The 13,777-nt window shown below is 72.4% G+C and carries 8 protein-coding genes; 4 read left to right on the forward strand and 4 right to left on the reverse strand.

Annotated elements, in window-relative coordinates:
* Nucleotides 1-6: 6 nt before the first annotated feature.
* Nucleotides 7-774: an NYN domain-containing protein gene (locus tag AB0I04_RS33530; RefSeq protein ID WP_360893665.1), complete on the reverse strand. Its 768-nt coding sequence runs from the start codon at nt 772-774 to the stop codon at nt 7-9.
* Between the two features lie 139 nt (nt 775-913).
* Nucleotides 914-3,241 (reverse strand): LuxR C-terminal-related transcriptional regulator, encoded by a 2,328-nt coding sequence (locus tag AB0I04_RS33535; RefSeq protein WP_360893668.1) that lies wholly within the window; start codon nt 3,239-3,241, stop codon nt 914-916.
* Nucleotides 3,242-3,383: 142 nt separating this feature from the next.
* Between AB0I04_RS33535 and AB0I04_RS33540 the strand changes: the two genes are divergently transcribed.
* The 3 genes from AB0I04_RS33540 (at nt 3,384) to AB0I04_RS33550 (ending at nt 9,491) form a co-directional block, all read left to right on the forward strand.
* Nucleotides 3,384-6,737: a hypothetical protein gene (locus tag AB0I04_RS33540; RefSeq protein WP_360893671.1), complete on the forward strand. Its 3,354-nt coding sequence runs from the start codon at nt 3,384-3,386 to the stop codon at nt 6,735-6,737.
* 121 nt (nt 6,738-6,858) lie between these two features.
* Nucleotides 6,859-8,223, forward strand: coding sequence for an MBL fold metallo-hydrolase (locus AB0I04_RS33545; RefSeq protein ID WP_360893674.1), 1,365 nt, complete (start codon nt 6,859-6,861; stop codon nt 8,221-8,223).
* Complete coding sequence (locus AB0I04_RS33550; RefSeq protein WP_360893677.1) at nt 8,220-9,491, forward strand: MFS transporter; 1,272 nt, start codon at nt 8,220-8,222, stop codon at nt 9,489-9,491. The genes AB0I04_RS33545 and AB0I04_RS33550 overlap by 4 nt, the downstream gene beginning before the upstream one ends.
* Here AB0I04_RS33550 and AB0I04_RS33555 read toward each other — a convergent pair.
* Both AB0I04_RS33555 and AB0I04_RS33560 read right to left on the reverse strand, forming a co-directional pair.
* Nucleotides 9,485-11,086: an FAD-dependent oxidoreductase gene (locus AB0I04_RS33555; protein ID WP_360893679.1), complete on the reverse strand. Its 1,602-nt coding sequence runs from the start codon at nt 11,084-11,086 to the stop codon at nt 9,485-9,487. The genes AB0I04_RS33550 and AB0I04_RS33555 overlap by 7 nt on opposite strands.
* Nucleotides 11,087-11,295: 209 nt before the next feature.
* Entirely contained in the window at nt 11,296-12,156 is an 861-nt protein-coding gene (locus AB0I04_RS33560) for a haloalkane dehalogenase (protein WP_360893682.1), read from the reverse strand.
* Between the two features lie 233 nt (nt 12,157-12,389).
* On the opposite strand from AB0I04_RS33560, the gene AB0I04_RS33565 reads away from it, so the two are divergent.
* Nucleotides 12,390-13,775 (forward strand): cytochrome P450, encoded by a 1,386-nt coding sequence (locus AB0I04_RS33565; protein WP_360893685.1) that lies wholly within the window; start codon nt 12,390-12,392, stop codon nt 13,773-13,775.
* The last annotated feature ends 2 nt before the right edge of the window (nt 13,776-13,777 follow it).

Here is a 13,777-nt window from a genome sequence, read left to right on the forward strand (position 1 = left end):
GGGAGGTCAGCCGCCCTGGCGGCGCTTGTCCCGGGCGTAGATGACCGCCTGTTTTCCGTCGCCGGGGCTACGGCGGTCCAGTGCGAACAGGGTCGTGGCGGTCATCAGGTCGCTGAGCTTGGCATATCCGTAGTTGCGGGAGTCGAAGTCGGGGCGCTGCTTGGTGATGATGTGCCCGACATTGGCGAGCGGGGCCCATCCGTCGTCGTCGGAGGCCGCCTCCACGGCGTTGCGCAACTGATTCACCAGCGCGGTGTCCGCCTTGAGTTTCGCGGCCGATGCCGACGGAGCCGGCCTCAGCGAGACGTCGGTGGGAGTGGCCGGGCTCGTGGCGTAGCTGAGGTTTTCGATGTAGATGAACTTGTCACAGGCCGAGACGAAGGGCTTGGGCGTCTTACGTTCACCGAACCCGTACACGGTCAGACCGGACTCGCGGATACGCGCGGCCAGGCGAGTGAAGTCGCTGTCGCTGGAGACGAGACAGAAGCCGTCGAACCGCCCGGTGTACAGCAGGTCCATCGCGTCGATGACCATCGCGGCGTCGGTGGCGTTCTTGCCCGTGGTGTACGCGAACTGCTGGATCGGCTGAATCGACTGGGTCAGCAACTGCTCTTTCCAGCCTTTCAGGCTCGTGCCCGTCCAGTCGCCGTACGCCCGTTTGACATGCGCTGTGCCGTACTTGGCGACCTCGGCCAGCAGGTCCTCGATCACCGAGGACTGGGCGTTGTCGGCGTCGATGAGCACGGCGAGTTTGGCAGCATTCTCGCTGACCACAGGCGCTTCTCCTCGTCTCGGGGGTACCGGGAGGCCAAGGTCGGACCTGCAGCCAGTGTGGCAGCACGCCAGGTCGGCGCGCATTGCTCGGGCATGGAATGGCCGACCACGTGCCGGATCCCGCCGACGACGGCGTCCGTCAGTCCGCGAGCGCGGTCTGCTCGGCGACCCAGGTGGCGATCTGGGCGCGGGAGGTGAACCCGAGCTTGCGGAGAATGTGCTCGATGTGACCTTCGGCGGTGCGCTGGGCGATCACCAGTGACGCCGCGATCTCCTTGTTGCTCATTCCTTGACCGACGAGCCGGGCGATCTCCGTCTCTCGTCGGGTCAAGGGCGACCACCGGTCGGTCCCGCCGGACCGGGCGGGCGTGGGCTTGGGCTCGTCGAGGACGTAGGCGAGCGCTTCGTCATCGGAGAGCCTGGCGCCTCGTTCGACGGCCGCCCGGAAGGCCGACCGGCCGAGGGCCTCGCGCGTACGGGCCTCGCATTCATCGTGGTAGCCCGCGAGATGGGCATATCCCGGCAGCGGCACGCCGACCGCCTCCCAGACGTTCCGCAGGATGCCCAGCATCGCGGCGGCCCGCTCGTGTTCCTGTTCGGTGGCGGCGATCCAGGCCAGCACCTCGAGGTTCAGACCGACCCCGAGCGAGTCGCCGAGCGAACGGTTGAACCGCAGGCTCTCCCGTTCCAGGTAGGCGGCGCGCCGAGTGTCGCCCTCGCGCCAGGCCTCGATGCCGAGCGCCGTCATCGTGTACGCCTTCTGCCAGTGCTCTCCGTGGGCGTCACAGACGGACATGCTCTCCTCGGCGGCGGCGATGGCGCGTTCCGCGTGCCCGAGGAAGGAGTACGCGAGGGACAGCCGGGTCAGGGCCAGAACCTCGCCGAAAGGATCTTCGGTGGCGCGATGGCGGGCCACCGCGTCCTCGAAGAACCGGACCGCCGACGTGCCGTCTCCCTGGTGCATGGCGACCATTCCGGAGTACAGGGCGACGTACCCGAGGACCGGCTCCAGCCCGAGCCGCTCGCCGAGGGCCCTGCTCTCGGCGAGCATCTTCGTGGCCGAGGCCTGATCGCCCTGGATGATGGCGAGCCAGCTGCACGCCCACAGCGCCCGGGCCCTGACCTCGGAGCCGCCGCCGCCGTCCGCGAGCCCCTGTTCGAGCCAGACACGCCCCTCCCCCATGTGGCAGCTGGTGATCCAGTGGTGCAGGAGGTCGCTGGCCATGTCGATGCACAGCCCGGCGTGTTCGGCGTGGCAGTACTCCAGGGCGGTACGCAGGTTCGGGTGCTCCACGCGCAGCCGGGTGAGCTGTTCGACCTGCCCCGGGCCGAAGAGCTGGGCCTTCGCCTCCCGCGAGAGGCGCCGGTAGTAGTCGCGGTACCGCCGTTTCACCGCGGATTCCTCCCCCGAGGCGGCCAGCCGCTCCCGGCCGTACTGCCGGATCGTGTCCAGCAGCCGGTAGCGGACCCCGCTCGGGTACTCATCGCGGACGAGAACGGACTTCTCCACCAGGCCGATGACCAGGCCGACGATTTCGTCGCGGGCGATGCCATCCCCGGAACAGACCTCCTCGGCCCCGTCCAGGTCCAGACTGCCGGTGAACACCGAGACGCGTGCCCACAGCAAGCGCTCGTTCTCGGTGCACAGGGAGTAACTCCAGTCGATCAGGGCGCGGAGTGTCCGGTGCCGGGGCGCGACGGCACTCGATCCACCGCTGAGCAGCCGGAAACGGTCGTCCAACCGGTCCAGCAACTGCTCGACGGACAGCACGCGCAGCCGTGCGACGGCGAGCTCGATACCCAGCGGAAGGCCGTCCAGACGCCGGCAGATCCGTTCGACGACATCCCGGTTCTGCTCCGTGACGGCGAACTCGGGAAGCACCGCCTCGGCCCGCTCGGCGAAGAGCCGGACGGCGTCGGACGTCGTCGCCGCGTCGTGCCGCGGTCCGTCCGGCAGGGACAGCGTGGGAACGGTGAACGTCTGCTCGCTGAAGATCCCCAACGGTTGCCGGCTGGTGGCCAGGATCCGCAGCCCTGGAACGGAAGGCAGCAGCCGCTGCACCAGTACGGCGGACTCGTGGAGGACATGCTCACAGTTGTCCAAGATCACTAGCATCCGATCGTCGCGCAGCCGCTCGACCAGTACGTCGGTGGGCCGCTGTGCCGAGTGATCCTGGATCTGCAGCGCGGCGACCAGTGCCTGGGGCAGCAGCGTGGGGTTGTCCAGCTCCGCGAGTTCGACCAGCCAGACATCGTCGGGGAAGCCGCGCCGCAGTTCGGTGGCGACGCGCAGCGCCAGCCGGGTCTTCCCGATGCCGCCCGGACCGGTGAGGGTCACCATCCGTGAAGCGGACAGGAGGCGCTTGACCTCGGCAACCTCATGCCGACGTCCGATGAAGCTGGTCACCTCGGAGGGAAGGCCGAGATCATTCCTTCGCCTCGAGGTGCTCGACATGACAGTGGTCATCGACGCCTCGTATCGGCTCCGGCCGCGCTCGCCGTCGACTGCGACAAGCCGACATGAACACCCTAATCTTCCTCATATCCCGCGCGCCACCAGCAGGTAATCCCGGTGAAGCCAGACCGTCCATGCGGCAAGATGGCGCGCCATGCGCGTCGATGATCTGCTGGACGAGATCGAGCCGCTGACCTACAAGCGGCGCTGCGAGCGGCTGGCGCGGCTGCGCCGCCTGACGGGCGACCCTGCACTCGCCGGCCTGCTGGACGGGCTGGGTGCGCACGGAAACTACGAGCGGTCCCTCGCGCTGTTCATCGCGGCGGCCGTACGGGACGACGCGTCGCTGGCGTACATCGCGCGGACCGCGCGGGACCCGGACGCGCAGCTGGCGTGCGAGGCGATCCGGCACGGCGTGAAGTACGGGATCGGCCCGGAGCCGTTCCAAGAACGGCTCCGGGACGCTCCAGCCGCGGTTCGCACGGTGATCTACGACGCCGTCCGCAAGCGGCGGCGGACGGACCTCGCCGACGCGCTGATCGGCCCGGTCGCCGACCGGTGGGGCGATCAGGAGGCGGCGGCGCTGCTGCCGGCGTGCGGCGACGCGGTCGTACGGGCGCGGCTGGACGCGCTGGCGCACGCCGTGCCGAGCTGGAAGCGGCTCGGCCACGCGCACCCCGGCCCGGTCCTGGACCACGCGGAACAGCGGCTCGCCGAGCTTCCCGAGGGGGCCCGGAACGCCTGGTGGAACCGGCACGGCGACGGGATCGCGGCGGCGGTGCCGCATGACCCCGGGCGGGTCGTCACGCTGCTGGAACGCCACTGCCACACCCCTGGGCTGCCGTACGCCCTGGGTAGGCGGGCCGGGCTGCTGCTGGCCGCCGAGCCGGACCGCATGCTGTCCCTGCTGCTGTCCGAACGGCACCGCGCGGACCTGCGATACCTGCTGGGCCGCCGGGCGCTACGGGACCGCCTCGCCCGGCTCAACGACGCCGACCTGGCCGTCGTGGCGCGGACGGTGCGGGAGGACGAGAACGCGCTGAGCGAGCTGCTCGGCGCCTTCGCGCCCTCGCGGCGGGGACGGCTGTTCGACGCCGCGATGAGCGGCGTGGACCTGAGCGAGGCGGAGCTCGGCGACGCCCTGCTGGACGTGCTGCCACGCGCCGTCCGGATCAGGGAGGCCCGCCGGATGCTGGGTCGGCGCCGTGTCGCCGAGACGCCCGCACGCGTGCGGGAGTTGACCGCCCATCTGCCGTACGACGAGGCGCTGCCCGTGCTGGGCGAGCTGACGCGCAGGCCGGACGCCGACGAGCGCGCGGCCGGATACCGGCTGCTGATCCACTGTGCCGGACGTACCGGCGATCCGGACGTGCTGACGCGGATGTTCGAATCGCTCGGGCGGCTCCGCAACGAGCAGGACCCGGTCCGCGGCACCGCGCTGCGGGCGCTCGTCGCCGTCCCGGAGAACCTGCTGCTGCCCCTCCACGCGGCGGCGGTCGGACAACTCACCGACGACGCACTGGACTCTCGCGACTGCTCCCACGCCACCCGCCACACGATCTCCCAGATCGCCACCGTGCTCTGCCGTCAGGGCGCGATCCGCGACGACGGCGACCTGCTGCTGTTCGGGCTCGACCTGTTCAAGCGCCTCACCGGCCATGCGGGCATGTTCACGCTGGGCCGGCTCGACCACGTGCTGAGGCGCGGCCAGGAACACCGCCTCGCCGCGACGCTGGCGCCCTACCTGCGGGACGCGGCACGACGCGACGACCACCGCCTCGCGCTGATCCTCGCCCGGTCACTCGGCCGCCGCGCCTACGACGTCGACCCGATCCAGGACGCGCTGCGGGCGGCGCTGGAGGCCACCAGCGACTTCGTCCTGCGCCGGGCGATCGAGCTCTGGCTCGCCCCACCGCGCACGCGCGACGAGCGCGTCGCAGCGGTCGTCGAACGAGATCCGTCGGCGGTCGCGATCCCCGCGGTCCTCGCCGCCATCGCGCTCGGGCGCACCGACCTGCTGCACCTCGTACTGACCCGGAATACCCCCGCGGGCCGGTTCCAGCGCGCGGACGTGACCTACGTGCCGATCGCGACGCGGTCGTGGGTCCGGCGCTGGACGGGCCGGCAGCGCGACACCTACCTGGCGCTCCTCGAACGCGCCGCGGCTTCGCCGGGCGTGCCCGACAGCCGGCGTGCCGCCGCCGTCACGGCCATCGCGAACGTCCCCGGGACGACCGCGACGCGGCTGCGGCCCTACTTCGCATCGGAGGGCTACATCCGCCGGGTGGCGCTCACCGCCGTCGCATGGACGGCGTCCCCGCAGGACGTCCTGCCGGACCTGCTCGCGCACGCCTCCTCGGACGACGCGCACGTCGCCGTGTACGCCGCGAGCCGGGCCGCGCGCTTCGTGCCGCCGTCGGCACTGGCGGGCGCGCTCGGGCCGGTCCTGACGGAGGGCAAGATCACCGCGCGGAAGGAGGCGCTGCGGATCCTGCTGCGCAACCGGGTGCCGGAGGCGATGGACCTCGTCACGGCGGCGTGGGAGGACCCCGGCCAGCACCGCGACGTGCGGGCGGCGATCGTCTCGGCCGTCCGCGACCACCTGGCCGAGCCGGCCGCGCGGCGGATCCTGGCCGAGGCGGCCGAGGGGCCACGGGACCTGGCCCGCCAGGTGCTCGGCGCGCCGCCGCTGCAGGTCGACGAACGGTTCCGGACGGAGTACGCCGCGCTGGTGGTGCGCGTGGCCCGGTCCGCGGACCCAGAGGCGCGGGACGCGGCACTGACCGCCGTCCCGGCGTGGGCGCCCTGGGCGCCGGACGCCCCGGCCGTGCTCGCCGCCCTGATCACGGATCTCGGCGAGACGCGGAGCTGGGGGGCGGCCCTGTCCGCGCTCGTCGGCTGCGTGGCCGAGGGCGCCGGCGCAGCGGAGCTGCGCACGGTCGCGGCCCAGCTGGCCGCCGCACCGGACCTGCCCGACGCCGCGGCCGACCGCGACCTGCCCGCCCTGCGGCGGCTGACCGCGCTGGTGGGCGTCGTCCGCGGCACCGCCGCGCACGACCGCCGCGGCGCCGATCGCGCCGTCCGCGCCGTGGACGGGCGCCTGCCGGAACCCCTCGCGGGCGAGCTCACCGCCGCCACCCTGCGGTGGGACTCCCCCGGCGCCGCCGAGGCCGTCGACGCGCTGGCCGACCGGTGCACGGGCGGGCCGCCACTGGCCGTCCGGCACGTCGCGGACGCGCTGGCCGACGGACCGATCGAGGGGCACCAACCCCAGGCTGTCTTCGCTCGCCACGATCTACCCGAGCCGGACCAGGTGTACCCGCACGCCGCCCGGCTCGCCGCGCGCGGCGACCTGGCCGGTGGCCTGTTCGCGTGCGCGCTCGCCGAGCGCCACGGCCCCCGCGCGGGGTGGCCGCAGGCGTGGCGGGATCTGCTGCGCGGGCTGCGCGCCCACACCGCACCGGACGTCGCCTTCGTCGCGAGGACGATCCGCACCGCCCGGGAATGACGCCATTCGGGACTCGGCCCGCCGAAGGTACCGAGGTGAACACCGGCAAGCGGTCGCCGCCGGCGTTCCGCCCGAAACGCCTCCTGCCGCACTAACCTCGGGTTAGTTGGTGGAGGACTTCGTGGGCTTCGCAAAGGACCACCTGATACCGCTGGTCGATGAAGGCCTGGGCAACAGCGCCTACCTCCTCGACCTTGGCGATGGCCGCGCCCTGGTCGTCGATGCCGGGCGCGATCTGCGCAGCCTGCACGCCGCCGTGCGGCGGCGCGGCCTGGACGTCGCCTACGCGGCGGACACACATCTGCACGCCGACTTCCTGTCCGGCGCCGTCCAGCTCGCCCACGATGCCGGCGCCACCGTGCTGGCCTCCGCCGCCGGACGGCGGTCCTTCGCCCACACCCCGCTCTCGGACGGTGATGAGGTCGACCTGGGCGGGCTGCGGCTGCGAGCCCTGGCCACGCCCGGTCATACCGACGAGCACCTGTCCTATCTGCTGCTGGACGGCGACCGCGAGCTGGGCGTGTTCACCGGCGGCTCGCTGATCGTGAACTCCGCCGCCCGTACGGACCTGCTCGGCGCCGACCGGACCGAGGAACTCGCCCGCGCCCAGTACCGCTCCCTCCAGCGCCTGGCCGCCCTCCCCGACCGGGTCGCGGTGTGGCCCACCCACGGGGCGGGCTCGTTCTGCTCGGCCCCGCCCGGGACCGAGCGCACCACCACCATCGGCGACCAGAAGAGGACCAACACGCTGCTCGCGGCGCCGGATGAGAACACCTTCGTCCAGCGCCTCTTGGACGGCCTCGGCTCCTACCCCGCGTACTTCGACCGGCTCGCACAGATCAACCGGCGCGGACCCGCCCTGCTCCCCGCCGCCGTGGAGCTGACGCCCCTGACCGCGGCGGCCGTACGGGAGCTGACGGCCCAGGGCGCGCGGCTGGTCGACGTCCGCCCGGTCGAGCGGTTCGCCGCCGGGCACATTCCCGGGGCCGTCTCGATCCCGCTGCGTGAGTCGTTCGCGACCTGGCTGGGCTGGTTGCTCCCGCCGGACGTGCCGCTGGTGTTCCTGCTCGGCCCCGGCCAGGACGGCGCGGAGGTGGCGTGGCAGGCGGCGAAGATCGGCTACGACCGCCTCGCCGGTCGGCTGCACGGCGGCATGGACGCCTGGCGGGCGAGCGGCGGGCTCGTACGCACGCTGGAGCTGGTCACGGCCGACCGCATCGGCGACCGCCTCGTCCTCGACGTGCGGCAGGACGCCGAGTACAGGGCCGGGCACATTCCCCACGCCCGGCACGCCGAACTCGGCGCCCTGCCCCAGTGGCCCGAGGCGGCCCCGGCCAGGGCCGTGGTGATGTGCGGGCACGGCGAGCGCGCCGTGACCGCCGCCAGCCTCCTGGCCCGCAGCGGCACCGGCGACGTGGCCGTGCTGGTCGGCGGGCCCGCCGACTGGGCGCAGGCCACCGGGCACCCCCTGGAGGAGGGCCGGTGACCACGACCGGCGCGCCCGGCCACGGCGTCCGGCTCGGGCTGCGCGCCAATTTGGCCCAGTTCACCCTCCTGGTGGCGGTCAACGCCCTGGTCGGCGGCATGCTCGGCCAAGAACGCACCGTGCTGCCCCTGCTCGCGCGCCAGGTCTTCCACCTGTCCGCCTACACCGCCGCCCTCACCTACATCGTGGCCTTCGGGGCCACCAAGGCGATCACCAACTTCTTCGCCGGCACCTTGTCGGACCGCTACGGCCGCAAGCCCGTCCTGGTCGCCGGATGGCTGGTCGCCCTGCCGGTGCCGGTCCTGCTCATCTGGGGACCGGCCTGGGGCTGGATCGTGTTCGCCAACGTCCTGCTCGGCATCAACCAGGGCCTGACCTGGTCCACCACCGTCATCATGAAGATCGACCTGGTCGGGCCGGCCCGCCGCGGGCTGGCGATGGGCTGCAACGAAGCCTCCGGCTACGTCGCCCTGGCCGCCACCGCCATGGCCACCGGCGCCATCGCCGCCCACGCCGGGCTACGGCCCGGCCCGTTCCTGCTCGGCGCCGCCTATGCCGCCCTGGCCCTGGGACTGTCCACCCTGGCCGTCCGCGAGACCCGAGCCCACGCCCGCGCGGAAGCCGCCCGTCACCGCGCGCCGACCGACGGTGAGCTCACCACAGGCCAGGTCGCCTGGATCACCAGCGCTGGTGACAAGGCCCTGTCGGCGGCCAGCCAGGCCGGGATGGTCAACAACCTCAACGACGCCCTCGCCTGGGGCATCTTCCCCCTGCTGTTCGCCACCCACGGCCAGTCCGTCGCCGCGATCGGCGTGCTCGCCGCGCTCTACCCCGCGGTATGGGGCCTCGGGCAACTGGTCACCGGCTGGTGGTCCGACCGGATCGGCCGCAAGCACCTGATCACCGCCGGCATGCTGATCCAAGCCGCCGCCATCGCCTTGGTGGCGGTCGGCACCGCCTTCCCCCTGTGGGCCGCGGCCCAGGTCCTCCTCGGCACCGGCACCGCACTGGTCTACCCCACCCTGCTCGCCGCCATCGGTGACGTCGCCCACCCCGCCTGGCGCGCCCGCGCCGTCGGCGTCTACCGCCTCTGGCGCGACGGTGGCTTCGCCGTCGGCGCCCTACTCGCCGGAGCCCTCGCCGACGCCTACGGCCTGACCACCGCCATCTGGGCCGTCGCCGCCCTCACCGCCGCCTCCGGACTGACCGTGGCGGCGCGCATGTACGAAACCCACCCGCGGCCCAGGCCCGCAGAGTCCGATCAGTAGCCCCTCACCTGCGGCCAGTGCAGCTCGACGCCCGACCGGACGAGCCGGTCCTGGTAGTCGGCGAGCAGTTCGTCCTTCTTGCGGACGGCGTGCGGCGTCGCGGACGTGTCCAGGCAGAACGCCGCGAGGGTCCCCGCCGCCTCGCCGATGTTCCACTCGACGGGGTGCAGGCGATAGGCGCCGTTGCTGATGTGGGTGGTGCCGATGTTCTTGGCCGCCGCGAGGAGGTTGTCCATGCGCCGCGGGATCAGGGCGCCGAGCGGGATCTCGAACGGCGAGCAGCCCACGTCGATGTAGTTGTCGCCGCCGGTCGAGGGGTGCAGGTCGATCCGGTACATGCCGACCCCCACCGAGTCGCGGTAGCGGACCGCGCCCTCAGTCCCGCGTAGGGCGAGGGACAGGTCCTGCTCGGGGACGGTGTAGAGGGCGCGGATACGGCGCGACTCCCGGATGTACGGGGCCTGGGCGAGACCGTCGGCGCCTCCGGTGATGTCGCCGCGCAGGCGCAGGCCCGGGTATCCGGTGCCGCCGTCCGGCCGCGGCGCCTCGGTCTGCATCCAGTACAGCGCCGATCGCGACAGCTCGCGCGCGGCCTCCAGGTGCCGATCGGCGTCCGGGACGTCGATGATCGAGCCGTCGAAGTAGTCGATCATCGGCCAGTTCACGAGCGTGATGTCGCTGGCGTAGGCGCCGTCCTCGAAGTTGCGCCGCGCGGCGATCCGGCGGAACGTCCACAGGTCCAGGTCACCGCCGAAGCGCCGCTGGTCGCCGAGGACGTCCATCGGGTCGCCGTCGGGGTTGGGGGTGAAGGACCGCTCGACCGGCTCCAGCGTGCGCGGCACCGGCGCCCGCCAGGACAGCAGGCGGTCGCCCCAGAACTCCGGCTGGTACTCCCGCCAGTAGTCGTAGGTCCTCGGCCGCTCGATCGTGTGGTCGCCGTCGACGTGGTCGATGGCGAAGCACACCGAGATGGCCTGCATGTTCTGCGGCTGGGCCTCCGCAGGCGCGCTGGGCTCCCCGGTCTCGGCCTGCGACTCGAAGCCGGTGACGTACTCGGTGCCCGTCAGGGGCAGCAGCTCGCCGGTCTCGGTGGCGTCCAGTACGTACGGGGCGGAGACGGTCACCCGTGCGCCCGTGTCGCGGTGCGCCAGCGTCACGGCGGTCACGCGGTCGCCGTCGACGTCCGCCCCGGCCGGCCGGTACGGCTGGAGAACGCGCAGCCGGCCCGAGCCGCGGTAGGGGGCGAGCATGGCCTCGATGACCGCGACCGCGACGCGGGGCTCGTGGCAGAGCCGGCTCACCCAGCCCGCGCCGGGGTTCAGCTCGCCCCAGGCGCGAGCCCGCCCGGTGAGGGGGTAGTGGTCGCGGTAGTAACCGCGGATCCCGTCGCGCAGCGCGCGGTAGCCGGCGGTGACGCCGAAGCGCTCGACCCAGGTGTGCTCGTCCGGCGGCACCGCCTGGCTGGTGAGCTGACCGCCCAGCCAGTCGTACTCCTCGGTCAGCACGACCGAACGGCCCGCCTTCAGCAGCGCCAGCGCGGCGGCGACGCCGCCCAGTCCTCCGCCCACGACGAGGACATCGGTGTGAATCTCCATTTGGGGGAAGGCTCCTGTGAACGGCCGCCCACCTGCTCGGCGACGCGCGCCGGGGAACGGGGGAACGTCCGGCGTGCAAGGGGGCGACGTCATCGGGTGGGGGTGTGTAACTCTTTGACGTCGCCCCGAGCATACCTTGGGCCGTCACCGTGGGTTGACCGACACCGCCGAAGAGTGATCAACAACGGCCCTGCCGGCGGGCGGGCGGCTCATCGCAGGCCGTGCTCGTCCGCCCAGGCGGAGATGGCCGCGGCGATCGCCTCGGGCTGGTCCTCCTGGACGTGATGCCCGGCGATCCCGTGCCAGGAGATCTCCAGGTTCGCGATGTTCGCGGCGGCCCAGTCGACGCTGCCGGGGCCGGTCATCGCGCCAGGCCCGGGCTCGAAGGCGAGCAGGAGCTTGGGAACGTCGGCGCTGGTCGCCAGCCACTCGTCGTACCGCTCGACTCTGGCCACCATGTCGGCGGGCCGTCCGTCCAGCGGCATCGCCCGCGCCCACTGCAGGAGGGGCCGACGGCTCTCCGGCGTGGGATAGGGCCGGCGGTACTCCGCGAGGTCCTCCTCGCTCATAGAGCCGACGACGCTCTTCGGCAGCAGCTCATCGATGAAGGCGTTCTGTTCCAGGATCAAGGCCTCCCCCGCCCCCGGAGTCTTGATCGTCTCGAACAGCGCGCGACCGTCCTCGGGGAACTCCGGTCCGTACATCGGCTTCAGGATCGTCTCGGCGAAGGCGACCCCGCGGACCCGGTCGGGATGACGGGTGGCCCAGTCGAAGGCGAGCGCGCCACCCCAGTCATGTCCGATCAGCACGACGCTGTCGAGGTCGAGCGCGTCGAACCACGCGTCCAGGTACCGAGCGTGATCATCGAAGGTGTAGTCGATGTCCGGCTTGCCGGAGTCACCCATGCCGATCAGGTCCGGTGCCAGACGCCGGCCCCGGTCACCGACCGCGGGCAGGATGTTCCGCCAGAGATACGACGATGTCGGGTTCCCGTGCAGGAACACCATCGGGACGCCCGTTCCGATCTCCCGGTAGAAGATCGTCGAGTCGAGAACGCGCTGGGTGGGCATGGCAGGGCCTCTCTGTCATCGGTTGCGACTCTTCTGAGTCAGTTGACTAACTTACACGAAAACGGCGCGACCGGAATACGACATCGCACTGGTAGATAACGATCACCAGCTGTAATCTCTTGGCCTCACGAGAGCCCCCTGGGATCCTCGCCGTCCGATCCCCCGTGCCCGGCGGACGCAGGCGCGCCGGTTGTTTCGCCGAGTCCCCGCCCCCGTTCCGAACAGGAGTCCGCGTGACCTCCGATTCCTTCGCCACCGGTACCTCGTCGCCACCGCCGGGCTGCCCGGCCCACTCCGGCTCCGCCCCGTTGTACGGGCCGGAGTTCGCCGCCGACCCCGCGCGGACGTACTCCCAACTGCGCCGGCACGGCTCCGTCGCCCCGGTCGAGCTCGCGTCCGGCGTGCCGGGCATGCTCGTCATCGGCTACGAGGCCGCGCTGGAGGTGCTGCGCGACCCGATCACGTTCCCGAAGGACCCCCGCCGCTGGCAGGAGACCGTCCCGCCCGGCTGCCCGCTCCTGCCGATGATGGGCTACCGGCCGAACGCCCTGTTCACCGACGGCAGCGTCCACGCCCGCCTGCGGGCCGCGGTGACCGACAGCCTGGCACGCGTCGACCCGAACCTCCTGCGGGGCTACGTCGAGAGCAGCGCCGAGCTTCTCATCGCGCGGTTCGCACCGAACGGCGAGGCCGATCTGATCACCGAGTACGCTCGCGTCCTGCCGCTGTACGTGTTCAACTCGCTGTTCGGCTGCCCGCCGGCGCTCGGCGACCGCCTGGTGGAGGGCATGAGCGGGATCTTCGACGGCCTCGAACCGGAGAAGTCGGACGCGATCCTCGGCGAGGCTCTCATGGAGCTGGTGGCCCTCAAACGCACCCGGCCGGACGCGGACGTGACCTCCTGGCTGATGGCCCATCCGGCGCGGCTGACCGACGAGGAGATGCTGCACCAGCTCGCCCTTCTCCTAGGGGGCGGGACCGAGCCCGAGCAGAACCTGATCGCGAACACGATGCTGCTCCTGCTGTCCGACGACCGTTTCGCCGGTGACCTGTCGGGCGGCAGCCTGCCCGTCGAGGACGCCCTCGACGAGGTGCTCTGGACGGACCCGCCCATCGCCAACTACGCGGCGACCTATCCCCGGCAGGACGCCGAGCTCGCCGGGGTCCGCCTGCCCGCGGACCAGCCCGTCGTCATCAGCTTCGCCGCCGCGAACACCGACCCGTCGCTCATGACGGACCGCCGGGCGGGCAACCGGGCGCACCTGGCGTGGGGCGCCGGGCCGCACACCTGCCCGGCGCAGGGCCACGGACGCCTCATCGCCTCCATCGCGGTCGAGAGCCTCCTCGACGGCGCGCCCGACATGGAGCTCGCGGTTCCCGCCGACCGGCTGGAATGGCGGCCGGGGATGTTCCACCGCGCGCTGACCGCGCTGCCGGTCCGCTTCCCGCCCACATCGGTGTCGTCCCGGCCCGTCCCGGCCCCGGCGATGAGCCGACCGGAGACGCCCGCCCCGCCGGCGCCGACACCGCCGGCCGGTGCACCGCCACAGGCCGCCGCGGCGGGCGCGGAACGCCCCCGATGGTGGGGCTCCCTGGTCGGCTGGTGGCGCGGGCGATGACG

The organism is Actinoallomurus sp. NPDC050550 (assembly GCF_040655075.1).
Taxonomy (GTDB): Bacteria; Actinomycetota; Actinomycetes; order Streptosporangiales; family Streptosporangiaceae; genus Actinoallomurus.